The sequence below is a fragment of the Glutamicibacter sp. X7 genome (assembly GCF_054889245.1).
In genome coordinates this window covers 1699395-1725464 of record NZ_CM142678.1, presented here as the reverse complement: position 1 = coordinate 1725464, position 26070 = coordinate 1699395, and the positions used below count along the sequence as shown (strand labels likewise).

Here is a 26070-nt window from a genome sequence, read left to right as displayed (position 1 = left end):
CGGTTCCGCCTCAGACCTGACACGGCGCACGATACTGCTGGTATCGCTGCCACTGCTGGGCTTGCCACTGGGTCAGGCCCTCGGGCCCGGCGGCACCCAGCACGCTCCCCGACCGAAGCCAGCTCGCCTTGACCATCCCGTTGCGTCCCGGCCCGACACTTGCTTGCGCCTGGCCGTCGGCCACCAATGACCGATCGGCATAGGAGATGTAGTACTCGTCAAAGGGCGGCAGCAGGTAGCGTCCGGCCGGCTGGTCCGCAGGTGCGTCGTTGTCCTCGGTACGCAGATAGAGCGGCTCCCCTTCGTGTGTTCCGACGGTCTGGATCCGGTCGCCTAGTCGCTTGGCCGCCGCACGCAGCGCACCAAGCGGGTGCCCGGCATACCATGCGGCATCACGCAGACTGGCCGGGCCGTGACCGCGCAAATACCCTAAAAGTAGCTCGGCCAGCGGATCGGCCGGCTCCGCACCGGCGGTCGCCACTTCGGGCACCGGCACAAAATACTGTCCGGCACTCCACGAACCCGGATCGATCAGCGGACCTTGGCAAATCAACAGACGGTAGGACAGTTCCTGGAGCAGTGCGTAGCCCCGACCGTCGCGCAGGTCCAGTCCAGCCTCCTGCCAGCGACGCTGAATCAGTTCGCGGCTCGCCCGCCCCTCGCGCCGAAATAGATCCATCACGTGCGCGGCCGCGTCATCCACGACGGTTGCGGTGATGTGTTGGTCGGCGCGGCGGGTTGCGGCGCTCTGCGCCACCCGCGGGGCGCTGAGCCTTACGAGCCATCCAAGATCTTGCGACTGGCAGAGATGGAGCGTTCCACGCATCAACCAGCTGCGAACCAGTTCGCCGCGCTCCAAGGCGTGCACCACTGGCTGACGCTGCGTCGTTGAACCGTGCCGCAAGCTCAGCGCGTACGCCCCTCCGGCGAGGTCCTGAGCCTGGGTGGCCAGCATATGGGCGGCGACCGCACCGACCGTCCGATCGCGGGCTGGGCTGGGCGCTAGCAGATGGCTGCGTAGCCGCAGGGCGCGCAGCCGCGACCGATCGGTGCCCCGCCGACTATCGAGGATCTGATCCATGTGCCCTAGCCTAGCCGCCCGTGCCCGTACCGCGGCCGTCGCTGGCTCGGACTCCCCCGTTAACGGCCGATGGCCGGCCGCACCAAAGTTGGTGCGGCCGGCCATCGAGCGGTTGGTCTGCTTAGACCGCGGCGGCCTGCTGTAGCGCAGGGACCGCGACCGGGTGGGTACCGGCCATGGTCTCAATCACGCGAACCACCTGGCAGGAGTAGCCGAACTCGTTGTCGTACCACACGTAAACCACGGCATTCTTGCCGGAAACGATGGTCGCCAGACCATCGACGATGCCGGCACGACGCGAACCCACGAAGTCGGTGGAAACGACCTCTGGCGAATCGGTGAAGTCGATCTGCTTGTGCAGGTTCGAGGTCAGCGAGGTTTCACGCAGGTAGGCGTTGAGCTCTTCCTTGGTGGTCTCGTTCTCCAGGTTCAGGTTCAGGATGGCCATGGACACATCCGGGGTAGGAACGCGGATGGCGTTGCCGGTGAGCTTGCCAGCGAACTCCGGCAGAGCCTTGGCCACGGCCTTGGCGGCACCGGTTTCGGTGATCACCATGTTCAGCGCGGCCGAGCGGCCACGGCGCTCACCCTTGTGGAAGTTGTCGATCAGGTTCTGATCGTTGGTGAAGGAGTGCACGGTTTCGACGTGTCCGTGGGTAACCCCGAACTTGTCGTTCAGTGCCTTGAGCACCGGGGTGATGGCGTTGGTGGTGCAGGAAGCGGCGGTGATGATCTTGTCGTCCTCGCCGATCCAGGAATCGTTGATGCCGTGCACGATGTTCTTCAGGTCGCCCTTGCCCGGGGCAGTCAACAGCACGCGCGAAACACCCTTGGCCTCGAGGTGCTGGGACAGGCCAGCCTCGTCGCGCCACTTGCCGGTGTTGTCCACCACGATGGCGTTGTTGATGCCGTAGGCGGTGTAGTCAACGGAAGCCGGGTCATTCGAGTAGATGACCTGGATCAGCGTGCCGTTGGCCTGAATGGTGTTGTTTTCCTCGTCAACGGTGATCGAGCCTTCGAAGCGCCCGTGCACCGAGTCGCGGCGTAGCAGCGAGGCGCGCTTGACCAGGTCGTTTTCGGCACCCTTGCGTACCACGATGGCGCGCAGGTTCAGGCCGTAACCACCACGTTCGATAAGGATGCGAGCCAGCAGGCGGCCGATACGACCGAAGCCGTAGAGCACGACGTCCTGCGGGTTGGCCTCGGCGGCGCCGGCCTGGCCGACCTTCTCGCCGAGTTCGCTACGCAGGAATTCGGTCAGGTCAGCGCTGCCGGATTCAACGAACTTCTTGTTCAAGCGTCCGAGGTCCACGGACAGGGCGCCGACGTTCAACGACTCGAGGGCCTCGAGGATCGGCATGGTGGAAGCCAGTGGCAGCTCTTCACCGTCGATGCGGCGCACCACACGGTGGGCCTTGATGATGTCGATGGCGGACTGATTAATGAGCTTGCGTCCGTAAATGGAGGTCACCACGTTGTTGTGGCGGTAAAGACGTCCAATCAGGGGAACCATGGCTTCTGCGAGCTCTTCGCGCCCGCTCCATTCCTGCTGGGCTACGACAGACTGCTGGGTCACAGAGAATCCCTTTCAAATTTCAGCCAGCTTCCGGATCCTGGAAGCAGGTTGGCACCGTGAGAAGCACCATTGCTTTTGCGGTGGTACGGGGTTTGCGGATCCTATCCCCGTAAAAGTACATCTACCATTCTAGTCGGTAGCGGGGCCGTTGAACGCGTCGGCGCTGTGAATCATCTCACCCGCAAGGTGGGGTGAGGAATGTTGAATGGGATGGCCGATACGCCGGGTTCTGTACCGCAGTGCGGTGGCGATCATCTATCTACGACTGCCGTTGCCGACAGCCTCTAGCGGTCCACCCGATTGCTTGGGCGAACAGCCCTCAAACGCAATCTGTCTGACCTTGCTCCGGGTGGGGTTTACCTAGCTGCCCCGGTCACCCGGGGCACTGGTGGTCTCTTACACCACCCTTTCACCCTTACCAGGACGAACCTGGCGGTTTACTTTCTGTGGCACTAGCCTGCGGGTCACCCCGAGTGGGCGTTACCCACCACCCTGTTCTGTGGAGCCCGGACGTTCCTCGGGCCGCTGTTGCGGCACGCGATCGCCTGACCATCCCATTCGCTACCATTCTAGTCCCTCACCAGCACTGCTTCATTCAGCTACGCGGACACGGCGAGCCCGCTCCCGGGGCATTAAGCTGGAGGGCGTGCTTATTTTGTTGCCGCCTTCCGAAGGTAAAACCGCCCACGCCACCGGCGCACCCTTTGAGCTCGAGGAGCTCTCCTTTCCCGCCCTCAATGAGGACCGACACGCCGCGCTCAACGCCCTCGGTGAGGTTTCGGCTGCGGCCGATGCCATGGAGGTGCTCGGGGTCGGCGCCTCACTGGCCGCAGAGGTGGCACGCAATGTGGCCCTGCATACCGAACCGGCGGCACCGGCGCACCAAATCTATTCCGGGGTTCTCTATGAGGCGCTGGGATACAACTCGCTCGATCCGCGCGCACAGCGTCGCGCCGATGAACAGGTGCTCGTGATCTCCGCCCTGTGGGGCGCGGTGCGGTACGCGGATCGTATTCCGCCCTATCGCCTCTCGATGTCGGTGAAGCTCGAACCGCTCGGCAAGCTGGCGACCTGGTGGAAGAAGCGTTTAGGCGCGGTGCTCGACGAGGTGGCTGGCGACCAGTTGATTGTCGATGCGCGGTCGAGCACCTACGCGGCAGCCTACAAGCCGGGTAATGGCAACGCCGTCGCCGTTAATGTTTTTCAGCTCCGCAACGGGGTGCCGAAGGTCGTGTCGCATTTCGCGAAGCATACCCGCGGCGAGGTGGCCCGCTTCCTCTTGCAGGCCGAGCATGAGCCGCAGAATCCCCAACAGCTGCTGGAGCTGATTTCACAGCGTTGGTCGGCGAGCCTCGTCGACGATAAGAAGGGCCGCGCCCTGAATATTCTGCTGCCAGAAGATCACCAGTTCACCACGGCGAAGTAGCGGCGCCGCGGGTGCTCGTTAGGGACCCGCGGCGACTAGTTCCACCTCGAAACCGGCGGCGTCCTCGAGGTAGCTTGCGTAATGTTGCTCGCCTCCGGCATGGGGGTGCTTGTCGGCGAACATGAGCTTGAAACCGTGGCTCAGCGCCTCGGCGGTGACCGCGTCCACCAAGTCCCGTGACTCCAGCCGGAACGCCAAGTGGTTCAGCCCGGGGCGGCGGCGCTCATGAGCTCCGGCCTGCAGGTCCGGGCCGGACTCCAGCACAATGTAGAAGTCGCCGTGCTGGTAGCTGATCCCGTCGCTCCAGCGCGCGGACTGCCGATACCCCATGCGGGTCAATAGCCAGCCGAGGCTGGCGATCGATAGATCGAGCTCGGCAACCCACAACTCGAGGTGGTGCAACATCACTACGGGGTGAGTACGAAGTCCCACGGGTCGGAATTGACCTGAGAGACCTGGATGTCGATGTCGAAACCATCGTCATGCAACACATTGCCCAACGCCTTGGCGGCGGCCGAGAGCCACACCCATTCGGAGGCGAAATGCGAAACATCGATCAGGTAGGGGTGACCGGCACCGGCCTGCTCACGAAGTTCGCTGGCCGGGTGGTGGCGCAGATCCGCGGTCACGTACACATCCGCCGCATGCGAACGCACGGCATCGAAGAGCGAGTCTCCGGCGCCGGAACAGATCGCCACCTTACGCACCACACCTAGTCGGTCTCCGGCCACGCGTACCCCGCCGGCGACCGCCGGGAGCACCGTGTAGACCCGTTCGGCGAAGGCCTCAAGCTTCATCGGCTTCTCGAGGAATCCCACGCGCCCCAGTCCTTCTTCCGGAAGGCCATTGGGTGATTGCACCAGCGGCACACAGTCTTGCAGGCCAAAGGCGTCGGCCAGGGCGTCGTTGACCCCGCCCACGGCGCTGTCGGCGTTGGTATGTGCGGTCAGCAACGCGGTACCGGATTCAATCAATCGGTGAATGGCTTCACCCTTGAAATGCGTGCCGGCAACCTGCGTGACCCCGCGTAGCAACAGCGGGTGGTGGGTAATCAGCAGATCCGCTTCCTGCGCAATTGCATCGTCAATGACCTCGAGGGTCGGGTCCACGGCGAACACGACCTTGCGCACCGGCTGTCCGGTGCGTCCGGTGACCAGACCAACCGCATCCCACGCCTCGGCGAGAGATAGCGGCCACAGTTCCTCGGCGGCTTCCAAGACATTGCCCAGGGTCGGGACGGCGGGAGTTGCCGCTTCACCGTGCACCGGAGCCTGCTCGGTCGGCGGTGTGGGTTCCGCGTCCGCGGGTGTGGCCTTCTCGGCGGCGGGCGTCGCAGCCTTCTTCGCCGAATTCTGCTCGGGCGGAACGGGCCCGTTGGTCTTGCTCTGCATAGTGCTAAGACTACGCATGCTGGCTCGATGGAACACTTTGCAACGCCGCAACGTTATGCACAATGTGCGACACAAAACCTCCGAACCACTGACCTTCAGCCCCGAAACGACGACCGCCGATGGGACGGCCCTGACCACGTTTATTCTGGCCGGTGGCTGCTTTTGGTGCCTCGACGCGGTGTATCAACGGACCCGCGGAGTGCACGAGGTGCTCTCGGGCTATATTGGCGGGCACACCCCAGACCCGGACTATTACCAAGTGTGTACCGGGCGTACCGGCCACGCCGAGGCGGTGGCGGTACGGTTCGACGCGTCGGTGGTACCGGCCGAGGTCATTCTGGACATGTTCTTCACGACGCACGATCCAACCACGCTCAATCGACAAGGCTACGACGTGGGCACGCAGTATCGCTCGGCCATGTTCCCGCTCGATGAGGCTCAGCGCCACTTGTTTGACCAGAGCATCGAAAAGTTTGGCGCAATCTACCCAAACCGCATCGTGACGTCAATCGAAGATGACACGAGGTTTCATCTGGCCGAAACAGTTCACCAGGACTACTACACAAACAACCAGAATGCGGGTTACTGCCGCGTCATCATCGACCCGAAGCTGGTAAAGGTCAGGAAATATTACGCTCAATGGCTCAACGACTAGGGTGGCTTGCGCAGCCTACTAAGGTTAAGAGCGAAGCACCTGGTCGAATGCCGGACCAACCCGGACCCGCGACCCAACCCATGCCGCACTGACGGCTATTTGTACGTAAGGACTGCATATTCATGGGCAAGATCTACAACAACGTCACCGAAATCATCGGCCGCACCCCGCTGGTGAAGCTCAACCGTATCGGTGAGGGCCTGCCAGGCGAGATCGCCGTCAAGCTCGAGTTCTACAACCCGGCCAACTCGGTCAAGGACCGCATCGGTGTGGCTATCGTCGACGCCGCCGAACAGGCCGGCGCACTCAAGCCCGGTGGCACCATTGTGGAAGGCACGAGCGGCAACACCGGTATCGCACTGGCCATGGTCGGTGCCGCCCGCGGCTACCGTGTCATCTTGACCATGCCCGAGACCATGTCGACCGAGCGTCGCGTCATGCTGCGTGCCTTCGGTGCCGAGATTGTGCTGACCCCGGGTGCCGATGGCATGCGCGGCGCGGTGGAGAAGGCCAAGGAGATCGTGGCTACCACCGAGAACGCTATCTGGGCACAGCAGTTCGCCAACGAGGCAAACCCGGAGATCCACGCATCGACGACCGGTCCGGAGATCTGGGACGACACCGAGGGCCAGATCGACATCCTGGTCGCAGGCATCGGTACCGGTGGCACCATCACCGGCGCAGGTCGTTTCTTGAAGGAAAAGAACCCGAACCTGAAGATCGTGGCCGTCGAGCCGAAGGACTCCCCGATCCTCAACGGTGGTAAGCCAGGTCCGCACAAGATCCAGGGTCTGGGCGCCAACTTTATTCCCGAGGTGCTGGACACCGAACTGTACGACGAGGTGCTCGACGCCTCGATCGACGACTCCGTGGCCACCGCCCGCGCCCTGGGAGTGCAGGAAGGCATCCTCGGCGGTCTCTCCGGTGGTGCAGCGGTCTGGGGTGCCTTGCAGGTCGCAGCTCGCGAGGAAAACGCCGGCAAGCGCATCGTTACCGTGATCCCGGACTTCGGCGAACGCTACATCTCCACCCTGCTCTTTGACGACATTCGCGGCTAAAGAGTTCACCGGCGGAGAATAAATACGCGCCATGGGTGGTTGGACCTAATAGGATCCAACCACCCATTGACGCGTTTACGCTGGTCACCTGCCCACTGCACCCAAAACACTAAGGTAGAACCATGAGCTTCCTCTCCCGACTGCGCGAAGACCTGGCCACCGCCCGTTCGCACGACCCGGCCGCCCGCAGCGACGTGGAGAACTTCTTCGTCTATTCGGGCCTGCACGCCATTTGGCTACACCGTCTGGCCCACCGCATGTGGCAGAACCCGGCGCTACGCTGGCCAGCCCGCCTGCTCTCCCAGGCCAACCGGGCCATTACCGGCATCGAGATCCACCCCGGCGCCACCATCGGGCGACGCTTCTTCATCGATCACGGCATGGGCATCGTCATTGGCGAAACCGCGGAAGTTGGCGACGACGTGATGCTGTATCACGGCGTGACGCTCGGCGGTCGTTCGCTGGCGAAGGTCAAGCGCCACCCCACCATCGGTGACCGGGTGGTCATCGGGGCCGGCGCCAAGGTCCTCGGCCCCATCGTGATCGGCGCCGACTCCGCCGTGGGCGCGAACGCCGTGGTGGTCAAGGACGCACCGGAGGGTTCGATCATTACGGGTATTCCGGCGCAGAATCGGCCTCGTACCCCCGAAGAGCGCAAGCCAGCGGTGGATCCAGCCGAGTACATTGACCCGGCGATGTGGATCTAGCCACCGTTTAGTTGAAACCCATTAAATAGTTGAGGTCGATGTCGCTGATGCGGCATCGACCTCAACTATTTTCGGCGGGCGTTCGAGCCCTGTGAATTAATCGCCCAGCGTGTGCGGCTCGGACGTGGTGCCGCTTGCGCTCTGGATTTCTTCATCTTCCGGGTCCTGCACCTGGGTGCCTAGGTGACCACGGGTTAGCTTGTTCATGATCATCGCGATGGCACCGTCACCGGTGACGTTCGTGGCGGTACCGAAGCTATCGAGGGCGATGTAGGCGGCGAACATCAGGCCAACCTCGGCCTCCCCGAAGCCCAGCATCTGCGCGAGCAGACCGGCCGCGGCGGCAATTGCGCCACCGGGGACGCCCGGAGCGGCGATCATCATGATGCCCAGCATGAGGATGAACGGCAGGTAGGAACCGATGGACACGTCGCCACCGGTCAGCAACAGTACGGCAATGGAGAAGCAGGTAATCTTCACCATCGAACCCGACAGGTGGATGGTTGCGCACAGCGGCACGACGAAACCGGCCACCGAATCGGACACGCCGTTCTTCTTAGCCGAAGCCAAGGTGACCGGGATGGTCGCGGCCGAGGAGGAGGTACCCAGGGCGGTGAAGTAAGCATCGCGCATATTCCACAGCGCCTTGAATGGGTTGCGTCCGGTCATGCCTCCGGCCACCGAGTACTGGGCCAACAACACGACTAGGGTCAAGCCGAAGGCCACAGCTGCCACGAGCAGGAAGCGAGTAATGACCACCACGGCCGCGCCGCTGGCGGAGAGATCCATGAAGATGCCGAAAATGAACAACGGCAGGGCCGGGACAATAATGCGGCGGATCACCGATTCGATAATGGAACGGAACTCCACAGCGCCACGGAAGAGCACGGTGCTGCGGAAAGCGGTCAGCCCAATACCGATAACGAAGGCCAGCACCAGCGCGCTCATCACACCGATGACCGGTTCAAGGACGATCTGCGTTGCCGAATCTCCGGCGCTGGCAGCCACCGTGACGTAGGGAGTAAAACCGGACTCGGAACCCTCGTTGAGGGTTTCGAGGCTCGCCCCCGACAGCGGTGCGGTAAATAGCCAGCGGCTGACCGCATAGGCCAGCAACCCGGCCAGCACGGTGGAACCGTAGGCGATAAGCGCGGTAATCCCCAACCACTTGCCGGCGCCCTTGCCCAGTTCGGCGATCGCGGGCATCACGAGTCCCAGAATAATCAGTGGCACGATGAACCCGAGGAAGCCGGAGAAGATCGAGTTGTAGGTCAGGAACAAATTACCGAGCCCGGTGGGCATAATCGGTCCGGTCAAAATGCCAAGGATGATGGCAACGATAATCCACCCGAGTAGCGGAATAGATTTCAGGAACTTCATGATGATCCTTAAAGTCAAAGGGTGCGGAACGCAGATACCGCGCAAACTACATGTGGCGCAGCGCACGACTCAACAATGGTAAACAGTGCCGCGCCTAAGCCGAAATCCACGCCCGGGTCAGCACGGGATTTCGCTACGCAGCGCGGCGCCAACTTACTGATTAAGTATCGGGCAGCGATTAAGTATGCTGAGAGTCATGAGCGAACACGCCGCAGATACGCACCAGTACATTCGGATCCGCAAGGCCAGCGAAAATAATCTCCGTGCGGTCGACACCGACATCCCCAAACGTCGCCTCACCGCCTTTACCGGGGTCTCCGGCTCCGGTAAATCCTCCTTGGTCTTCGGCACCATCGCTGCCGAATCCCAGCGGCTGATTAACGAAACCTACTCCACGTTCGTGCAGACCTTCATGCCTTCGCTGCCACGGCCCGACGTGGAAGTATTGGAAAATCTCACGGCGGCCATCGTGGTGGATCAGGAACGATTGGGAGCTAATTCGCGCTCGACGGTAGGAACCGCCACGGATGCCTATTCGCTGCTGCGCATGCTCTTCGCTCGCTATTCAACTCCGAGTGCCGGCGGCCCCGGCGCCTACTCCTTCAACCTCGGCGAAGGCGCCTGCCCGGTCTGCGAAGGCTTTGGCACCGAGGCCAGCATCGACCTTGACGAACTCTTGTTCTGGGACAAGACCCTGAACGAGGGAGCGATCAACGCGCCGAACTTCGCACCGGGCGCCTGGCTCTTTCAAACCCTGACGGCCGGAACCCAGGTAGACCTGGACGTGCCCTTGCGGGAAATGGATCCGCAGATGCTGGACCGGCTCCTTTACGCCGAACCGGGCAAGGTCAAACTCAATGGTGCCAACATGAGCTATTCGGGGTTGGTGACCCGCATCAAATCCAGTTACATTCACTCCGAGCGGGAAGTGAAACAAAAGCACATCCGTGATTTTGTGGAACGGATCTCCACCACTGCCCCGTGCTCGGCCTGCTCCGGCAGCCGCTTGAATGACGCCGCCCGTGCCTCAAAGCTTCACGGGCACGGAATCGCGGAATTGTGCTCCATGCAGGTCAGCGATCTGCTGGCGACGCTGAAGACCATCGACGAGCCCGGTGCGCTCCCCCTGCTCGAAAAGCTCAGCCTCGTGCTCGAGTCCATGGTGCACATCGGTTTGGGCTATATTTCGCTGGATCGGCCAGCGGCCACGCTCTCTGGCGGTGAGGCTCAGCGCGTGAAGATGGTCAAACATGTGGGCAGCGCCCTATCCGATGTCACCTACGTGTTTGATGAACCCACTGTGGGGTTGCACCCGCATGATATTCAGCGGATGAACCAACTGTTGCTGTCGCTGCGCGATAAGGGCAATACCGTGCTGGTAGTCGAGCACAAACCCGAGGTGGTGCGCATCGCCGACCACGTGATCGATCTGGGCCCGGGGGCCGGGGTGCACGGCGGCACCATCTGCTACTCCGGCGATGTGGCGGGCCTGCTCACCTCGGGCACACGCACCGGGGAACATTTCACACAGCGGGTCCCCCTCAAGGAACAGGTGCGCACCGGGCACAACTCGATCGAAATTCGCGGGGCCACCGAGCACAATTTGCGCGCCGTCGACGTGGATATCCCCCGCGGCGTGCTGTGCGCTATCACCGGGGTCGCCGGCTCAGGCAAATCCTCGCTGATTCATTCCACGGTGGCCAAGCAGGAGGGCGTGGCGGTCGTGGACCAGTCCCCGATCCGCGGCTCGCGACGCAGCAACCCGGCAACCTACACCGGCATCATGGACCCCATCCGGGCCGCCTTCGCCAAGGCTAACGGGGTCAAGCCGGCCCTGTTCAGCGCCAACTCCGACGGAGCCTGCCCCGAATGCAAGGGAGCCGGGGTCATCTACACCGACCTGGTCTCCATGGCCGGGGTTGCCATCCGCTGCGAACGGTGCGAGGGACGGCGCTTTACCGATGAAGTGCTCGAGTACCAGTATCAGGGGCTGAATATCGCCGATGTTCTGGATCTGAGCATCGAACGGGCCGCCGAGGCGCTGGGCATCGCCAAGGCCAAACCGATGCTCGAACGCCTCAATCAGGTAGGGCTGGGGTATCTGAAACTCGGCCAACCGCTGAGCACCCTTTCCGGCGGCGAACGTCAGCGCATGAAGCTCGCCATCAATTTGGGTCAGGGGGCCGACACCTATGTACTGGACGAACCGACTACGGGTCTGCACATGGCCGACGTGGACCGCCTATTGAAGCTGCTGGACGAAATGGTCGGCGAGGGCAAAACGCTGATCGTCATCGAACACCATCTCGCCGTCGTGGCTCACGCCGACTGGGTGATCGATCTGGGTCCGGGCGCCGGACATGAGGGCGGCACCATCGTCTTCGAAGGTACCCCACGCGATCTAGCCGCTGGCAAAACCCTGACCGGCATCCACCTGGCCGAGTACGTTGCAGGTGCCTGATGAGTAGTTATCTCCTACGCGTCCCGGTGGCCGATGACGTACCGCAGATTGCCTCCCTGCTGGTCAAGTGCTGGAAGCAAACCTATGCCGAGCTATTGCCCGAGGGGTTCTTCACGGACGAGCACCATGCTTCGCGGGTGCGTCAATGGGAACGCATCACCGCCGACCTGCACGAGCGCCCGGAAATGGAGCTGCGCCCCCATGCTCGCGGTGCTCGATGAACAAGCCGTCGGGGTGGCGCTCGCCGGACCGGTCCGCTCCGAGTCGGATCGGGCCACCGGGGCCAAGCTGAACCTGCACATGCTCTACGTACTGCGCGAGCACCACGGCACGGGCGTCGGCCAGCGGCTGCTCGACGCGGTCCTGGGACACGAACCCACGATGCTCTGGGTGGCCCAGGAAAATCCGCGGGCCATCGCGTTCTATCAGCGCAACGGCTTCAGCTTCGATGGGCTAACCGAGCGAGACCCTGCGGCGCCGGCGATCACCGACGCACGCATGCTTCGGCTTTAGCCGGCCCAAGATGCGGTAGGAAGCGCAAAGGCCCGAAATGCATGAAGCATTTCGGGCCTTCGCGTTAATTCGAACTAGTGGGTGTCCACCGCTTCGACCTCGGAGCGGTCGGCGCTCCACAGCGTGTGGAAGGTGCCTTCCTTATCGTTGCGGCGGTAGGTGTGTGCACCGAAGAAGTCGCGCAGTCCCTGAGTCAGCGCGGCCGGCAGGCGGTCGCGACGCAAGCCGTCGTAGTAGGCCAGCGACGAGGAGAAGACCGGAGCCGGGATGCCAGCCTGTGCGGCGATGGCCACCACGCGGCGCCATGCCGGTACGGCCTTGGCAATGGCCTCGGCGAAAGCTGGGGCGAAGAGCAGGTTCTCCGGCTTCTCGGCACCGGAGTACGCGGCGGTGATGTCCTTGAGCAGGGCGGCACGGATGATGCAGCCTTCGCGCCACAGGCCGGCGATTTCGTCCAGCTTCAGTTCCCAGCCGTATTCGCCTGCAGCCGAGGTGAGCATGTCCAGACCCTGCGCGTAGGAAACGAGCTTGGATGCGAAGAGCGCCTGGCGCACGTCCTCGACGAAGTTCTCCGGAAGCGTCACCTCGCTGGTGTTCGCCTCCAGCACCTGCTGGCCCACGGCGCGGATGGAGCGCTGGGACGACAGCGAACGGGCAAAGACCGACTCGGCGATGGCCGAGACCGGTGAACCCAGGTCCAGGCCGGACTGCACGGTCCAGCGTCCGGTGCCCTTCTGCCCTGCGGAGTCCTCGATGACGTCGATCAGTGGCTTGCCGGTGGAAGCGTCGACGTGGCCGAGCACCTCGGCGGTGATCTCGATGAGGAAGCTGGAGAGCTCGGTGGCGTTCCATTCGGTGAAGATCTTGGCCTGTTCGGCCGGCTCGATGCCCGCCGCATTGCGCAGCAGATCATAAGCCTCGCCGATAACCTGCATATCGGCGTATTCGATGCCGTTGTGCACCATCTTCACGAAGTGGCCGGCACCATCGGTCGAGATCCACGCGCAGCATGGGGTTCCGTCATCGGCCTTGGCGGAGATCTTCTCCAGCATCGGGCCCAGGGCCTGGTACGACTGTGCCGAACCGCCGGGCATGATCGATGGGCCCAGCAGTGCGCCTTCCTCGCCACCGGAGACGCCGACACCCACGAAGTGCAGGCCCTTTTCGGCCAGTGCAGCTTCACGACGACGCGTGTCGGTGTAGTGCGAGTTACCGGCGTCGATGACAATGTCGCCTTCGTCCAGCAGCGGCACAAGCGATTCGATCACGGAATCCACCGGAGCACCGGCCTTGACCATGATCAGCACCCGCCGCGGGGTTTCCAGATTGGCGACCAGTTCCTCAAGGGACTCGGTGCGAATGAAGTCGCCCTCCGACCCGTGGGCCTCGAGCAACGCATCGGTTTTAGCTACCGAGCGGTTGTGCAAAGCAACGGTGTAGCCGTTACGAGCGAAGTTGCGGGCGAGGTTAGCACCCATCACGGCCAGACCTGTAACGCCAATCTGTGCAGGCATAAAAATAAGTCTCCATCAAATACGGGGAGTTGTGCCGCGCATCGGGCACCATCGACCGTGCCCGCACGGCATCGTGACGAATCCCAGTCTACCGTTCGCGGCACGCCTTGTCCGGGTCTCTGGCAAATAAAACTGGTTTATTTCGTGCATTCCCCGGTGCGGTTCCGGTAATTGACGGCCCAGTTACTAAGATTCAGGTATGCCTACGAGTTTGCATAACCAAGTAGTGGAGCATTTAGGCTCCCGCATTGTCAGCGGGGTGATCCCTCAAGGGTCCATTCTGTTGGCCGCCGATCTGGAAGATCGGCTCGAGGTCTCCCGCTCGGTGATCCGCGAAGCGATTCGTGTCCTGGCGCAGGCCGGGTTGGTTACCAGCACCAAGCGCGTGGGCATTCGCGTTTTGGCTCCAGAACATTGGAACCCTTTCGATACGCAGGTTATCCGCTGGCGATTAGCTAGCGACCAGCAAGGTGCGCAATTACGTTCGCTAACCGAGCTACGAAGTTGCGTCGAACCGATGGCGGCCGAGCTGGCTGCGGTGCATGCGCCGGAGGCGATGCGCAAGGAACTGCTCATGGTCTCGGCCCAGATGAGCCACTACGGCCGTCAGGGAGATCTGGTCCGGTTCTTAGAGCTCGATATCCGCTTCCACGCGATCGTGCTGGCCGCCTCGGGCAACGAAATGTTCGCAACCCTTGCCACCCCGATCGGGGCGATCCTGCGAGGTCGTACCGAGTTGGGGCTGATGCCAGATCGCCCCCACGAAGAGGCCCTGGCATGGCACCAGGCCGTGGCCGACGCAATTTCCACCGCAGATTCGGTCGGGGCGCGAAAGAATATGGACAGCATCATGCGTCGCACCCAGAACGAAATCTCAGGTATCTGGCAAGATGCCCCGCGGCTTTTCCACGATCCGACTCGCCCGCAACGCAAGTAACCGATCTCGGATCTACTAGACGACACAACAACGCGGCGGGTGCCCGATCCCTTCTTTGGGAGATCGGGCACCCGCCGCGTTTGTAGTATCCGCCGTGATGGGCGGCGTCGTTGCCGCTAGGCCATCATCGTAGCGATGGCGTAGAGCACCATGACGCAGGCGAAGCCCACCAAACCGACCAGACCCTGTCCAACGGTCCAGACGCGCAACGTGGTTGGCACGTCCATTTGGAAGAACCGGGAGACCAGCCAGAAGCCGGAGTCATTGACGTGTCCGGCGAAGACGGAACCTGCCGCCAGGGCGAGCACCATCAGCGCGATCTGGAAAGCACTCAGCGAAGCATCGGCCATGACGGCCGGTTGCACAATGGCAGCGGCGGTGGTCAGTGCGACGGTGGCCGAGCCCTGAGCCAGACGAACGATTGCGGCAATCAAGAAGCCGGCTACGACCAGCGGAAGTCCAATGCTCTCCAGCGAGGTGGCCACGGCGCCGCCGATACCGCTGGCGCGCAGCACGCCACCGAACATGCCACCGGCACCGGTGATTAGGATGATCGAGCACACCGGGCCCAGCGCCGAATCGACGATAGTCTCGATGAGCTTCTTGTCCTTGTTCTTACGGGCACCCAGCAGATACATCGAAAGCAGGACGGTCAGCAGCAGGGCCACCGGAGTTTCGCCGAGCAGACGCAACCAGCGCACCCACGTGGCCTCCGGGTCAACGGCACCAGCGGCGCCGAGCATGTTCAGCCCGGTGTTGATGAAGATCAGCACCAGTGGCAACAGCAGCAAGCTAAAGACGGTGCCAACGCTCGGGGAGGAAGCAAATTCCTTGCGGGAGACATCGGTGGATGAGCTACCGGCCAGAATGTCCGGGACGGCGACGTTGAACTTCTTACCTACGTACTTACCCCACAGGTGACCAGCGACGTACCAGGTTGGCAGCGCCACGATGAGGCCGAGGACCAAAACCAGTCCCACGTTGGCTCCCAGCAGGCCGGAGGCGGCCACCGGACCCGGGTGTGGCGGGACGAAAATGTGCATAACCGAGAACGCCGTGGCGGCTGGGATCGCATAGAGCAGCAGGGAGCCGCCGAGTCGACGAGCGACGGTAAAGATGATCGGGAGCATCACGACCAGGCCGGCATCGAAGAAGATCGGGAAACCGAAGAGCAGCGATGCTACGGACAGAGCCAAGGGGGCTCGCGTCTCCCCGAACTTGTCGATCAGCCACTTGGTGAGCACTTCGGCTCCCCCACTGGTTTCCAGCATGCGGCCCAGCATGGCACCGAGACCTACCAGCAGTGCGACACTAGCGAGGGTACTTCCAAACCCGCTCGTGAGTGTGGTGATAATCGATTCGGCTGGAATGCCGGAGGCGATGGCGGTCAGCAAGCTGACCAGAATCAGCGCTAGGAAAGCGTGGACTCGAAAGCGAATGATGAGCAGAAGCAAGACCGCTACGGCGGCCACTGCTAGGCCCAGGAGCGCTGGGGTGCCCAGCGTCCAGTTCATGACGATATCTGTGTTCATGGTCGTCCTTGATCAGTGAATATATCGAGGGCTGCGTGCAGCTAGGCGGAAAGCGTATCGATGACGTACGTGACGATGTCTTCGGGGCTGGCCGAAATATCGGCCAGAATTGCCGACTCTTCAGCGCCGGGCTCTTCCAAGGTGGAGAGTTGGCTGGTCAACAACGAGGCGGGCATGAATTCGTGATTACGCGCCGCGAGCCGCTCGCTCAGGGTTTCTGGCGTACCGGCAAGGTGTACGAAGCGAGTGGCGGGTTCGAAACTACGGATGAGATCGCGGTAGCTTCGCTTGAGCGCAGAGCAGGCAATGACCACGGGGGCACCGGCTTGCTGGCTTTCGGCGAGGGTACGACCGATGATCTCTAGCCACGGTCGGCGATCGGCGTCATCCAATGGTTGACCGGCGGCCATTTTGGCGCGGTTTGATTCCGGATGAAGGCTGTCGCCGTCAATGAACTCAATTCCTAGGCGCTGCGCAATCATTGCGCCCACGGTCGATTTACCGCTCCCGGATACGCCCATCACTACCATCGGCGTGACATCGCTCATCATGCTCCCCACTTCGTCGTGCACTCTTTTGTCTTACTTTAGAAACGAACCATGCGTATAAGTAAGATTTATTCAGCCTAGGACCCCCACCCCTTCGTGTCAATAGTCACTTATCACTCAAACGAACCTGTGAACTCCCGGGAAGTTCTCAGAGTGGCTAGCCCCGGTCGGCGCTCTGTCGTAGTCTCAGCCTTAGGTCTTCGTATGAAGGCACTACTCAATGCGAACTGAGAGGTGAACCATGGGTTTCATAGGTTGGATTGTTTTGGGTCTAATTGCCGGCGCCATCGCCAAGGCGATCAAGCCCGGACCAGAAGGCGGCGGATGGTTCGCGACGTTGATCCTCGGCGTGGTTGGCGCCCTCGTCGGCGGATGGCTCGGCTCGATAATTTTCGACGTGGGCCTCGGAGAATTCTGGGATATCAAGACCTGGCTACTTGCCATCGGTGGTTCCCTCCTCGTTTTGGTGATCTGGGGACTTCTTACCCGCAAGCGAGCCTAGCCAAACAGCCCTAAGGGTCGGGTCGACGTCATCAACGTCGACCCGACCCGTTTTCCTATGAAATTGGATCAGCCATGAGCAACGTCGTTCTTGTCCCCGGCGCTGGCGTGAGGGGCTCCCTCCGCGAAAATTTCGAGCGACAAGCCGGCGAGCAGATCTTGCGGCTGCGTCCGAAGGCACGGATCACCACCATTGCGTGGAGCGACGAACTAGGCGCACGCCTGCTCGGCGGCGGAGAAAGCATTCCGGAATTTCGTGGATCGATTGCAGCCCACCTTGAGATGCCGGACACCCAGGATGACGGAATGCTCCGCGTCTGGAGCATGCTCGATATCGATCCTTTGGCCGAGCTCAAGGCCCGCTACTCCCCCGTTGACCCCGGGTCCGCTGCCTCCGAGACGGTCGAGATCGGCGAAATAGCCGTACGACTAGAGCAGTCGGCGGAGGTTCACGCATGCCTGAAGAAGTTGCACCTCGAGGCTTCGTTCAGTGCGGCGATGACTGTAGCGCGCTCCTACGACGCGTACTTCGCGGCTGCACACACGCCGACACCACACACCGGGGCCCTTGCTCGGGCGCTCACGGCAGCAATCATAAAAGCCAATGACACCACCCTTGGCGGGCTGACGGCGGTGGATGGCGTCCACCGCCGGGAACTTGAAGAAGCCATCGCGCATGCGATCACCACCGACCACCGCCAAGTTCCCACGGCGCTGTCGCTGACCGACTGGCTACTGCAATTGGCCACGGATTGGATTGCCCGCTATCGCGCCGAACTCACCCGCTTTGCCGCCCCCTATTTTGGCGATCTCACAATGTATCTCAGCAGGGGTGCTGCCATCAGGAAACTGATCAAGGACCACATCGACGCATTGCCTGCGGGGCCAACCAGCATCGTGGCACATTCGCTTGGGGCGGTAGCCTGCCTAGATCTGCTACTGTCAGCCGATCTGGCCCCGGTGCAGGAATTTATCAGTGCCGGAAGCCCCGCTGGACTACTCTTCGAACTCAACTCTCTACCGTCATTGCCATACACACCGGACTTTCATCCACCGGCCGGCTTTCCCCGAGTGAGTAATGTATACGATCCCCGCGACCTGTTGGCATCGCGGAATGCGTCATTTTTTGGCCCTACATCGAGAGACTATCCGGTAGATACCGAGGCGCCCTTTCCACGAAATCACGGCGCCTACTTCGGGCATCAACCGTTCTACGAGTTACTTGATCAACTGCTTCCCCACTAGGAACGATCGCTGTTCGTGAAGACAACATGACGATTGGACTAGGTATCCGCCTCGAGACTGACGGCAACGGATTTATCCGTGAGGACAACGGGCGACATTGAAGTGTGACCCTTGACACACATCCTTTGTTACTAGATAGTAATTTGCAGTTCTCGCCCGCACTTTCAAGGAATTCGCCATGCCTCGTCGCTTCCTCGCGTCCCTCGCCGCCTGCGCCCTACTCAGCCTCGGGGTGCTCCTGCCCAGCTCGTCGGCCGCGGCCAGCACAGATTCATCGAACACTGAATTGCAGAGTTTCGAGCTCAGTCCACTCGGTGCGAATGACTGGGGCTGCAAGCCCAGCGACGCACACCCACATCCGGTGATCTTGGTTCCGGGAACCTTTGAAACCATGCTGAAGAATTGGTCCACCCTCTCGCCGGTACTCAAAAGCCAAGGCTATTGTGTCTACTCGCTCAATTACGGTGTGCGCAATCACCTGCCAGCTTCCGGTCCCATTCGCGAATCCGCGAAGGAACTGGCCGACTTCGTGGACCGGGTACGTCAGGCTACCGGAGCTCGAAAGGTAGACCTCGTGGGACACAGTCAGGGCGGGATGATGCCGCGGTGGTATCTCGGTTTCCTGGGAGGAGCCAAATATGTCAACCAGCTCATCGGGATCGCACCGTCAAATCACGGAACGCGGGGCGTACTCATGCCCAGCGCAGAGGGAGCTCTTCTTGTCGATACCGCCTCGGTGATCTGCGATGCCTGCGCCGACCAAAAAGCCGGCAGCGAGTTTATGCAGGAACTTAATTCGATCGGCGACACCGTACCAGGCCCGGTATACACGGTCATCACGACCAAATACGACGAGGTGGTCACCCCATACCGCTCGCAGTTCTTGGCGGGGCATGAACGACAGGTCACGAACCTGGTCCTGCAAGATCTGTGCCCACTGGATTTCTTCGAACACGATCAAACGCCAAACGACCCCGTAGTCCACCGGCTCGTCTCCCACGCGCTGGCGCAGCAAAATGCACCCGCCGATCCTGGCTTCCAGCCCAATTGCGGATTACTGCCGTAATAGCCGCCAAAGATCCAGTAACGTCTGCCAGCTGTCGGCACCAGCACGCCATGACCCTAGCGGCGTGCGAAGGCCGCACTGTTAGGAGTTGACCTCGGTCGATTGCTGCTCGCTTTCCAGCATAAAAAATGTCCCACCTAATTAGGTGGGACATTTTTTAGAGACGGCCTATTTGTTCAAGTCGTCCTTGACATCCTTGGCCGCGTCCTTGATGTGTTCACCAGCCTGCTTAGCCGATGCGGCCGCCTGATCCTTTACGCCCTCGGCCTGCAGGTCCTCGTTGTCGGTAGCGTCTCCAACGCCTTCTTTGATCTTGCCGGAAACTTCCTGCGCCTTGTTCTTGATCTTGTCACCGAGACCCATTTACACAGCCTTCCTTCCTGATCGAAATACTCATTCGATCGGCGCACCGGCGAGATGCCACCGCATGCCCGATAAATCCCACGCTACGGAGAGGTAACTGAACCTGTCTAGGCTTTACAGGCTCATCCCAGACTATTCCGATGAAACGTCAACTTAGTGCAGAACTTGCCCTTGAAAAGCACGGAGATTATCCGGTAGTTGGGGCGTTGAATGTCATCGGGGACCGAAGTGAGGCCCGAATCCACCTAAACGCCACGGTCGTTGACCTCGCTGGGTCTCGTGCCGGGCACAGGTGCGCTTAATCAGGCATTCCGCCCACCATTGGGCCGTACCGTGAATGTTGAGGCTTTTTGGGCTATAGGCAATAAGTGGTGTCCTGGAACTTGATTCTGCCCCGGAATCCCGGGGCAGAATCAAGTTCCGCATGGGCATTGTTCCCATAGGCGTGACCCCTACAAGACAAAACACCCACCTATGCAGTATCTGCCATAGCCCTCTAAAGAAAAACGGGAAACGCAACGGCAAGCAACGCTGGCGATGCATCACCTGCAACGCCTCCACAACCCGAGCACGTCCAGACACCACCGCACGCAACGTCCTAGCCGGCTTCGTCAGCTGGCTGACCAGCAAACAGTCCCAAGCAGAATTCGCCGGAGGAACCGGACGCACCTTCCGCCAGCAAACCCAGTGGTGCTGGAACGTGCACCCATTTTTGCACCACACCGGCGAAGTCTTTGCCGAGATCCAGATCGACGGCATTTACCTCCGTCCAGGATGGTGTCTATTGATCGCCATCGCCCACGGCAAGGTCATTGGATGGCAGTGGTGCGATCAGGAAAAATCAGCGGCGTGGCTGGAACTGCTCAAGCACTTCCCCGAGCCCAGAGTCGTTGTCACCGACGGCGGCTCGGGACTGCTCAAAGCACTGAAGTCCCTCTGGCCGAAGGTGAGGATCCAACGCTGCCTAGTGCATCTGCAACGCAACGTACGCACGCACCTGAGCATGAGACCGCGAACTGAACCTGGCAAGTCACTACGGCGCTTGAGCCTGAGGCTCACAAAGATCAAGACCCGGGCTGCAGCCGCTGAATGGAGTGCCGCGTTCGCGTCCTGGCAGGCCTGCTACCAGCACCTGCTGGAGGAAAAAACATACGCGAAAGACTGGGCCGGCCCATTGCCCAAAAGCGTCAAGTCCACACGACCGTGGTGGTACACGCATGAGCGGCTACGTAGCGCCTACCGCAGCATGGCCACACCGCTCAAGCGCGGCCATGTGTTCACCTACCTGGACGAGGACTTGGACGGGTTGGGCGTCAACGCGACGACGAACATGATTGAAGGAGGGATCAATTCCGGGATCCGGGCGCTGATTTCGCATCACCGCGGGATGCCCATCGAGCATCGCCGGCGGGCTTGTGAATGGTTCTGCTGGAGCCGAGCTGAGCCGGTGTCAAGAGCGAACTTGCCGGCCTTGATCCGGGCCTCGGGAAAGCTGGTCTTGGAACGAGAAGCCAAGATGAAGCCGGTTGACCAACAGGTTGGTCCAGCGCTTTATGACACGCACACGACAGCTGAGGATGGCTTGTATTCCCGGTCTGGCTGGGGCGGGCGCAGCCGTTAGGAACCGTGGTTTCACGAAGGTCTGGCCCGGGTAACACGCCCGGGCCAGACACCATTTATTGCCTATAACCCATTTATTGCCTATAACCCTATAACCCGCTTTTTGGATCACCCAGCAAGCGGCTGCGCTAGGGAACGAAAAAGTCCCCTGCGTTTGAGCTAAACACTCAAACTCAGGGGACTTTTTCTTTGGTGGGCCCTACCGGGATCGAACCGATGACATTCACGGTGTAAACGTGACGCTCTACCAGCTGAGCTAAAGGCCCTTCCAGTGTGACTAGGAATTTCTTCCTGCCAACGATGATCTACTCTATACGCATTGTGCGGGTCGATGCAAATCAGTGGGTGGTGACGTGCGTCTCTATCGCGGCTCGGTAGTCACTGAACGCACGGACCGTACTAAGTGGGCTCGAAATTACTTCCCGCACGATTCCATCGACCACAAAGTAGCTATGTCGCGTGGCGACGCCACGCTCGTCGTCAAAGGCGCCAAACTGCCGCGCCACAGCGCCGTGCGGCCAGAAGTCAGCGAGAAGCTCAAATTCGACACCGCGGTCCTGCGCATAGGAACGCAACGCGAATTTGTGATCCACGGAAATACCGCAGACACGTACCTTGGCCTCCGTGAAAAAGGCATGTTCACGCTGCAATTCGTCCAATTCGGCTCCACAGACGCGGGAAAACGCCCACGGAAAGAAAACCAGCAGACTCCGCCCGACCTTCACGTCGTCGGCGTCCACCAGTTCTCCGAACTGGTTTTCCAGGCACCAGCTAGGTATACGGTCACCCGGATTGATAGTCATACTGCCCCTAGTTCTTGCGACGAGGCATGAGGCGCATCGCCGACCAATCGGCGGAAACACCCTCGGAGGTGGTCACGTGAAGCCCGGCGGTGGGAGCTTCTTGTTGAATAAGTGCCGGCGAAACGTGGCCGTCGCGCCCCTGCTTTGGCGTAAGTAGCCAGACCACTCCGCCCTCCTCGAGACAACTCAGAGAATCTACGAGTGCATCTACGAGGTCTCCATCACCATCGCGCCACCAGAAGATAACTGAGTCGACCACGTCGTGGTCTTCCTCGGTGAGCAACTCTGAACCAATGAGATCTTCGATGGAATCACGCAGATCGAAATCCACGTCATCGTCATAACCCAGCTCTTGAACTAGGTCATCCTCTTTGAAGCCGAGCTTTTTTGCGGGCTCCAGATTTGCCTGTACGGCGTCGCTCACTTGTGTTCCTCCTGATGATGGTGCGAAGCGTTGTTAACAACGAAACACGGTTTCGCGCTCCCATTCAAGCGTGAACGACGCAACACGCCGGGTTTTGTTGTCACGTAACGAGTGTGCCACATCACAGAGTCATGGGTTAAATGGATTTTGACATCCTACGAGGTGCCTTAAGTCACCTAAAAAGAATGCTTTTAGGCCCTTTCGGGCGAAATTTTCGTCTTTTCGCTCGCGCGGGCGAACTAGAGTTAGGGGTGAATCGGACGCACTCACGGTACCCGCGCAGTTAAGTCCGTTGTCCCGCATATGGTTATCCGACGAAACCTCGCGCCTAACCATAGAGACCGCCATATCAACCTAGGAGAAACCGTGGCTGTTGAGGAGCACATCTCTCAGATCCGTAGTGGTTTGACGTATCAGCTATCCGACCGAGACCCTGAAGAAACCCAGGAATGGATCGACTCGTTCGACCAACTCGTCGAGGCGCAGGGCACCGAACGGGCCCAATTCATCATCCGTTCCCTACTGCAACGCGCTGGCGCGAAATCCGTGGGCGTGCCGATGGTCACCACCACCGACTACGTCAACACGATCCCGGTCGATCAAGAACCCGAATTCCCCGGCGACGAAGCCATTGAACGCCGCTACCGGGCGTTCATGCGCTGGAACGCCGCGGTCATGGTGCACCGCGGACAACGTCCCGGGGTCGGGGTCGGCGGGCATATCTCCACCTACGCCGGTGCCGCGACCCTCTACGAGGTCGGATTCAACCACTTCTTCCGCGGCCAAGACCACCCCGGCGGCGGGGACCAGATCTTCTTCCAAGGCCACGCTTCGCCGGGCATGTATGCCCGCGCCTACCTCGAAGGCCGTCTGACCGAGCAGGACCTGGACGGGTTCCGCCAAGAAAAGTCCAAGGAAGGGCACGCGCTGCCCTCCTACCCGCACCCACGGAATATGCCCGCGTTCTGGCAGTTCCCGACCGTGTCGATGGGCATCGGCCCGGCGAACGCGATCTACCAGGCCCAACTGAACCGGTACCTGCACAACCGCGGCATTAAAGACACCAGCGACCAGCAGGTGTGGGCGTTCCTCGGGGACGGGGAAATGGATGAGCCCGAGTCGCGTGGCTTCCTGCAGCTGGCCGCGAATGAGAAGCTCGATAACCTGAACTTCGTGATCAACTGCAACCTGCAGCGCCTGGACGGTCCGGTACGTGGTAACGGGAAGATCATGCAGGAACTTGAAGCGTTCTTCCGCGGCGCGGGCTGGAACGTGATCAAGGTCGTGTGGGGTCGTGAATGGGACACCCTGCTGGATAAGGACCCGGCCGGGGCCCTGGTCGATGTGATGAACCAGACCCCCGATGGGGACTACCAGACCTACAAGGCCGAGTCCGGGGCGTTTATCCGCGAGCACTTCTTCGGGCAGCGCCCCGAAACGAAGGAACTGGTCGCGGACCTTTCCGATGATGAGATCTGGCAGCTCAAGCGTGGCGGGCATGACTACCACAAGGTCTACGCCGCCTATAAGGCCGCGACCGAGTTCAAGGGCAAACCCACCGTCATCCTGGCCAAAACGGTCAAGGGGTACGGGCTGGGCCCGCACTTCGAGGCCCGCAACGCGACCCACCAGATGAAAAAGCTCACCCTGGAAGACTTGAAGGGGTTCCGTGACCACCTGCGGATCCCGATCAGCGACGCGCAGCTTGAAGCCGACCCGTACCTGCCGCCGTACTACCACCCCGGAGTGGACTCCGCAGAGTATAAGTACCTGATGGAACGCCGTGCCGCCCTAGGCGGGGCGGTCCCCTCCCGCCGCTCGGAAACCCCTACCCCGGTGACCTTGCCCGGGGAGAAGTCCTACGCGATCGCCAAACGCGGGTCCGGGAAGCAGCAGGCGGCCACGACCATGGCCTTTGTCCGGTTGCTCAAGGATCTGATGCGCGATAAGGACTTCGGGCACCGGATCGTGCCGATCGTGCCCGATGAGTCCCGCACCTTCGGGATGGACTCGTTCTTCCCGACCGCGAAGATCTATAACCCGGCCGGGCAGAACTACCTCTCGGTGGACCGTGACCTGGTGCTGGCGTATAAGGAATCCCCGGCCGGTCAGTTGATCCACCCGGGCATTAACGAAGCCGGCGCGGTCGCCGCGTTCACCGCCGCGGGCACCAGCTACTCCACCCATGGGGAAGCGTTGATCCCGATCTACGTGTTCTACTCCATGTTCGGCTTCCAACGCACCGGCGACCAGTTCTGGGCGGCGGCGGATCAGATGACCCGCGGGTTCATCATCGGCGCGACCGCCGGACGCACCACCCTCACCGGTGAAGGACTGCAGCACGCCGACGGGCATTCACCGTTGCTGGCGGCGACCAACCCGGCGGTGGTCACCTACGACCCGGCCTACGGGTACGAGATCGGGCATATCATGCGTTCCGGGCTGGAGCGCATGTATGGTGGGGGGCACCCGGATCCGAACGTGATGTATTACCTCACGGTCTATAACGAGCCGATCACCCAGCCGGCCGAACCAGAAAATCTGGACGTCGAGGGGCTGATCAAGGGCATCTACCTGTTGAAGGAAGCCGCCGTGGACGGGCCCCGCGCCCAACTGCTCGCTTCGGGTGTGGCGGTGCCGTGGGCGTTAGAAGCCCAGGCGATCCTGGCCGAGCAGTGGGGTGTGTCCGCTGATGTGTGGTCGGTGACTTCCTGGAACGAGTTGGCGCGGGATGGGCAGGCCGCCGATGAGGCGTACCTGTGTGATCCGGCCGGCGGGCGGGTGACTCCGTTTGTGACCGGGAAACTGGCCCAGGCGACCGGGCCGGTGATCGCGACCAGTGATTACATGCGCGCGGTGCCCGAGCAGATCCGCCCGTACGTGCCTGGTGAGTTCTATACGTTGGGGGCTGATGGGTTCGGGTTCTCCGATACGCGGGCCGCGGCGCGCCGGTTCTTTAAGATCGATGCGCATACCGTGGTGGTTCAGGCGCTGGCCGCGTTGGCCGAGCGTGGGGAGATTGATGAGGCGAAGGTCGCCGAGGCGCATGCGGCGTACCGGTTGAATGACCCGACCGCGGGTACGAGTGGGAACGCCGGCGGCGACGCCTAACCCACACACCGCCTAGCGGATCATGCCTTGAGGGTCGGAAAGAACCAACTGGTTCTCTCCGACCCTCAACTTATATCCAGCTAAAGCTCAGCTTTATTCGATGAATCTAGCTGATTACTTGCAGATCCTGCCCACCCCCACCACAACCGTGAGCCCTA

24 protein-coding genes, 1 tRNA gene and 1 other RNA gene are annotated in these 26070 nt (G+C 61.3%); 13 read left to right on the top strand and 13 right to left on the bottom strand.

The window, feature by feature from the left end:
- Positions 1 to 10: 10 nt before the first annotated feature.
- The 3 genes from ACYU0X_RS08345 to rnpB form a co-directional block, all read right to left on the bottom strand.
- Positions 11 to 1081 (bottom strand): winged helix DNA-binding domain-containing protein, encoded by a 1071-nt coding sequence (locus ACYU0X_RS08345; protein ID WP_461902729.1) that lies wholly within the window; start codon positions 1079 to 1081, stop codon positions 11 to 13.
- A 121-nt stretch (positions 1082 to 1202) separates the two neighbouring features.
- On the bottom strand, positions 1203 to 2657 hold the full coding sequence (locus ACYU0X_RS08340) for a glyceraldehyde-3-phosphate dehydrogenase (protein ID WP_461902728.1): 1455 nt from the start codon (positions 2655 to 2657) through the stop codon (positions 1203 to 1205).
- Positions 2658 to 2859: 202 nt separating this feature from the next.
- Positions 2860 to 3214: RNase P RNA component class A (gene rnpB, locus ACYU0X_RS08335), an RNA gene on the bottom strand.
- An 89-nt stretch (positions 3215 to 3303) separates the two neighbouring features.
- Here rnpB and ACYU0X_RS08330 point away from each other — a divergent pair.
- Positions 3304 to 4083, top strand: coding sequence for a YaaA family protein (locus ACYU0X_RS08330; RefSeq protein WP_461902727.1), 780 nt, complete (start codon positions 3304 to 3306; stop codon positions 4081 to 4083).
- Positions 4084 to 4101: 18 nt separating this feature from the next.
- On the opposite strand, the gene ACYU0X_RS08325 is transcribed toward ACYU0X_RS08330, so the two are convergent.
- Both ACYU0X_RS08325 and ACYU0X_RS08320 read right to left on the bottom strand, forming a co-directional pair.
- Positions 4102 to 4488, bottom strand: coding sequence for a VOC family protein (locus ACYU0X_RS08325; RefSeq protein WP_461902793.1), 387 nt, complete (start codon positions 4486 to 4488; stop codon positions 4102 to 4104).
- A 2-nt stretch (positions 4489 to 4490) separates the two neighbouring features.
- Positions 4491 to 5474, bottom strand: a complete 984-nt coding sequence (locus tag ACYU0X_RS08320) for a Nif3-like dinuclear metal center hexameric protein (RefSeq protein WP_461902726.1) — start codon at positions 5472 to 5474, stop codon at positions 4491 to 4493.
- 130 nt (positions 5475 to 5604) lie between these two features.
- Here ACYU0X_RS08320 and msrA point away from each other — a divergent pair, with 130 nt between their 5' ends.
- The 3 genes from msrA (at position 5605) to epsC (ending at position 7894) form a co-directional block, all read left to right on the top strand.
- The gene (msrA, locus tag ACYU0X_RS08315; RefSeq protein ID WP_461902792.1) at positions 5605 to 6129 is read left to right on the top strand and encodes a peptide-methionine (S)-S-oxide reductase MsrA; all 525 of its coding nucleotides are present in this window, start codon (positions 5605 to 5607) and stop codon (positions 6127 to 6129) included.
- A 122-nt stretch (positions 6130 to 6251) separates the two neighbouring features.
- Complete coding sequence (cysK, locus tag ACYU0X_RS08310; protein WP_418909223.1) at positions 6252 to 7187, top strand: cysteine synthase A; 936 nt, start codon at positions 6252 to 6254, stop codon at positions 7185 to 7187.
- Between the two features lie 122 nt (positions 7188 to 7309).
- Positions 7310 to 7894 carry a serine O-acetyltransferase EpsC gene (gene epsC / locus ACYU0X_RS08305; protein WP_418909222.1) on the top strand — a complete coding sequence of 195 codons (585 nt, stop codon included), beginning with the start codon at positions 7310 to 7312 and terminating at the stop codon, positions 7892 to 7894.
- Positions 7895 to 7990: 96 nt separating this feature from the next.
- Here the strand turns inward: epsC and ACYU0X_RS08300 are convergent, their stop codons facing one another.
- On the bottom strand, positions 7991 to 9274 hold the full coding sequence (locus tag ACYU0X_RS08300) for a dicarboxylate/amino acid:cation symporter (protein WP_461902725.1): 1284 nt from the start codon (positions 9272 to 9274) through the stop codon (positions 7991 to 7993).
- 196 nt (positions 9275 to 9470) lie between these two features.
- On the opposite strand from ACYU0X_RS08300, the gene ACYU0X_RS08295 reads away from it, so the two are divergent.
- The 3 genes from ACYU0X_RS08295 to ACYU0X_RS08285 are packed head-to-tail and all read left to right on the top strand — an operon-like array spanning position 9471 to position 12248.
- Positions 9471 to 11735: an ATP-binding cassette domain-containing protein gene (locus ACYU0X_RS08295; RefSeq protein WP_461902724.1), complete on the top strand. Its 2265-nt coding sequence runs from the start codon at positions 9471 to 9473 to the stop codon at positions 11733 to 11735.
- A complete protein-coding gene (locus ACYU0X_RS08290; RefSeq protein ID WP_461902723.1) occupies positions 11735 to 11956 on the top strand; it encodes a hypothetical protein in 222 nt (73 codons plus the stop codon). The genes ACYU0X_RS08295 and ACYU0X_RS08290 overlap by 1 nt, the downstream gene beginning before the upstream one ends.
- On the top strand, positions 11937 to 12248 hold the full coding sequence (locus ACYU0X_RS08285; RefSeq protein ID WP_461902722.1) for a GNAT family N-acetyltransferase: 312 nt from the start codon (positions 11937 to 11939) through the stop codon (positions 12246 to 12248). The genes ACYU0X_RS08290 and ACYU0X_RS08285 overlap by 20 nt, the downstream gene beginning before the upstream one ends.
- Before the next feature lie 74 nt (positions 12249 to 12322).
- On the opposite strand, the gene gndA is transcribed toward ACYU0X_RS08285, so the two are convergent.
- Positions 12323 to 13762 carry an NADP-dependent phosphogluconate dehydrogenase gene (gene gndA, locus ACYU0X_RS08280; RefSeq protein WP_418909218.1) on the bottom strand — a complete coding sequence of 480 codons (1440 nt, stop codon included), beginning with the start codon at positions 13760 to 13762 and terminating at the stop codon, positions 12323 to 12325.
- Between the two features lie 199 nt (positions 13763 to 13961).
- Between gndA and ACYU0X_RS08275 the strand changes: the two genes are divergently transcribed.
- Positions 13962 to 14699, top strand: a complete 738-nt coding sequence (locus ACYU0X_RS08275; RefSeq protein WP_418909217.1) for a FadR/GntR family transcriptional regulator — start codon at positions 13962 to 13964, stop codon at positions 14697 to 14699.
- A gap of 116 nt (positions 14700 to 14815) precedes the next feature.
- Here the strand turns inward: ACYU0X_RS08275 and ACYU0X_RS08270 are convergent, their stop codons facing one another.
- Positions 14816 to 16231, bottom strand: a complete 1416-nt coding sequence (locus tag ACYU0X_RS08270; protein WP_461902721.1) for a GntP family permease — start codon at positions 16229 to 16231, stop codon at positions 14816 to 14818.
- Positions 16232 to 16272: 41 nt separating this feature from the next.
- Positions 16273 to 16779, bottom strand: coding sequence for a gluconokinase (locus ACYU0X_RS08265; protein WP_461902720.1), 507 nt, complete (start codon positions 16777 to 16779; stop codon positions 16273 to 16275).
- A gap of 241 nt (positions 16780 to 17020) precedes the next feature.
- Between ACYU0X_RS08265 and ACYU0X_RS08260 the strand changes: the two genes are divergently transcribed.
- From ACYU0X_RS08260 to ACYU0X_RS08250, 3 genes are all read left to right on the top strand, one after another.
- Positions 17021 to 17281, top strand: a complete 261-nt coding sequence (locus tag ACYU0X_RS08260; RefSeq protein ID WP_418909214.1) for a GlsB/YeaQ/YmgE family stress response membrane protein — start codon at positions 17021 to 17023, stop codon at positions 17279 to 17281.
- A 74-nt stretch (positions 17282 to 17355) separates the two neighbouring features.
- Positions 17356 to 18525: a hypothetical protein gene (locus tag ACYU0X_RS08255; protein ID WP_461902719.1), complete on the top strand. Its 1170-nt coding sequence runs from the start codon at positions 17356 to 17358 to the stop codon at positions 18523 to 18525.
- Positions 18526 to 18703: 178 nt separating this feature from the next.
- Positions 18704 to 19591 carry an esterase/lipase family protein gene (locus tag ACYU0X_RS08250; protein ID WP_461902718.1) on the top strand — a complete coding sequence of 296 codons (888 nt, stop codon included), beginning with the start codon at positions 18704 to 18706 and terminating at the stop codon, positions 19589 to 19591.
- A gap of 168 nt (positions 19592 to 19759) precedes the next feature.
- On the opposite strand, the gene ACYU0X_RS08245 is transcribed toward ACYU0X_RS08250, so the two are convergent.
- Positions 19760 to 19954 carry a CsbD family protein gene (locus ACYU0X_RS08245; protein ID WP_309407316.1) on the bottom strand — a complete coding sequence of 65 codons (195 nt, stop codon included), beginning with the start codon at positions 19952 to 19954 and terminating at the stop codon, positions 19760 to 19762.
- A 424-nt stretch (positions 19955 to 20378) separates the two neighbouring features.
- Between ACYU0X_RS08245 and ACYU0X_RS08240 the strand changes: the two genes are divergently transcribed.
- The gene (locus ACYU0X_RS08240; protein WP_461902717.1) at positions 20379 to 21575 is read left to right on the top strand and encodes an IS1249 family transposase; all 1197 of its coding nucleotides are present in this window, start codon (positions 20379 to 20381) and stop codon (positions 21573 to 21575) included.
- Positions 21576 to 21764: 189 nt separating this feature from the next.
- Here the strand turns inward: ACYU0X_RS08240 and ACYU0X_RS08235 are convergent.
- The 3 genes from ACYU0X_RS08235 to ACYU0X_RS08225 all read right to left on the bottom strand — a co-directional run bounded on the left by ACYU0X_RS08235 (position 21765) and on the right by ACYU0X_RS08225 (position 22801).
- Positions 21765 to 21840 (bottom strand) — tRNA-Val (locus tag ACYU0X_RS08235).
- 72 nt (positions 21841 to 21912) lie between these two features.
- Positions 21913 to 22377: a redoxin domain-containing protein gene (locus tag ACYU0X_RS08230; RefSeq protein ID WP_461902716.1), complete on the bottom strand. Its 465-nt coding sequence runs from the start codon at positions 22375 to 22377 to the stop codon at positions 21913 to 21915.
- Positions 22378 to 22384: 7 nt separating this feature from the next.
- The gene (locus tag ACYU0X_RS08225) at positions 22385 to 22801 is read right to left on the bottom strand and encodes a DUF3052 domain-containing protein (protein ID WP_309407319.1); all 417 of its coding nucleotides are present in this window, start codon (positions 22799 to 22801) and stop codon (positions 22385 to 22387) included.
- A gap of 366 nt (positions 22802 to 23167) precedes the next feature.
- Here ACYU0X_RS08225 and aceE point away from each other — a divergent pair, with 366 nt between their 5' ends.
- Positions 23168 to 25912, top strand: a complete 2745-nt coding sequence (gene aceE, locus ACYU0X_RS08220; RefSeq protein WP_461902715.1) for a pyruvate dehydrogenase (acetyl-transferring), homodimeric type — start codon at positions 23168 to 23170, stop codon at positions 25910 to 25912.
- The last annotated feature ends 158 nt before the right edge of the window (positions 25913 to 26070 follow it).

Coding starts and splice junctions, on each gene's coding strand:
- ACYU0X_RS08250 (WP_461902718.1), top strand. CDS start 18,704: ATGCCTCGTCGCTTCCTCGCGTCCCTCGCCGCCTGCGCCCTACTCAGC.
- ACYU0X_RS08245 (WP_309407316.1), bottom strand. CDS start 19,954: ATGGGTCTCGGTGACAAGATCAAGAACAAGGCGCAGGAAGTTTCCGGC.
- ACYU0X_RS08240 (WP_461902717.1), top strand. CDS start 20,379: ATGGGCATTGTTCCCATAGGCGTGACCCCTACAAGACAAAACACCCAC.
- gndA (WP_418909218.1), bottom strand. CDS start 13,762: ATGCCTGCACAGATTGGCGTTACAGGTCTGGCCGTGATGGGTGCTAAC.
- ACYU0X_RS08260 (WP_418909214.1), top strand. CDS start 17,021: ATGGGTTTCATAGGTTGGATTGTTTTGGGTCTAATTGCCGGCGCCATC.
- ACYU0X_RS08320 (WP_461902726.1), bottom strand. CDS start 5,474: ATGCAGAGCAAGACCAACGGGCCCGTTCCGCCCGAGCAGAATTCGGCG.
- ACYU0X_RS08275 (WP_418909217.1), top strand. CDS start 13,962: ATGCCTACGAGTTTGCATAACCAAGTAGTGGAGCATTTAGGCTCCCGC.
- ACYU0X_RS08270 (WP_461902721.1), bottom strand. CDS start 16,231: ATGAACACAGATATCGTCATGAACTGGACGCTGGGCACCCCAGCGCTC.
- ACYU0X_RS08285 (WP_461902722.1), top strand. CDS start 11,937: ATGCTCGCGGTGCTCGATGAACAAGCCGTCGGGGTGGCGCTCGCCGGA.
- ACYU0X_RS08295 (WP_461902724.1), top strand. CDS start 9,471: ATGAGCGAACACGCCGCAGATACGCACCAGTACATTCGGATCCGCAAG.
- epsC (WP_418909222.1), top strand. CDS start 7,310: ATGAGCTTCCTCTCCCGACTGCGCGAAGACCTGGCCACCGCCCGTTCG.
- ACYU0X_RS08325 (WP_461902793.1), bottom strand. CDS start 4,488: ATGTTGCACCACCTCGAGTTGTGGGTTGCCGAGCTCGATCTATCGATC.
- ACYU0X_RS08290 (WP_461902723.1), top strand. CDS start 11,735: ATGAGTAGTTATCTCCTACGCGTCCCGGTGGCCGATGACGTACCGCAG.
- ACYU0X_RS08265 (WP_461902720.1), bottom strand. CDS start 16,779: ATGAGCGATGTCACGCCGATGGTAGTGATGGGCGTATCCGGGAGCGGT.
- ACYU0X_RS08230 (WP_461902716.1), bottom strand. CDS start 22,377: ATGACTATCAATCCGGGTGACCGTATACCTAGCTGGTGCCTGGAAAAC.
- cysK (WP_418909223.1), top strand. CDS start 6,252: ATGGGCAAGATCTACAACAACGTCACCGAAATCATCGGCCGCACCCCG.
- ACYU0X_RS08300 (WP_461902725.1), bottom strand. CDS start 9,274: ATGAAGTTCCTGAAATCTATTCCGCTACTCGGGTGGATTATCGTTGCC.
- ACYU0X_RS08255 (WP_461902719.1), top strand. CDS start 17,356: ATGAGCAACGTCGTTCTTGTCCCCGGCGCTGGCGTGAGGGGCTCCCTC.
- ACYU0X_RS08345 (WP_461902729.1), bottom strand. CDS start 1,081: ATGGATCAGATCCTCGATAGTCGGCGGGGCACCGATCGGTCGCGGCTG.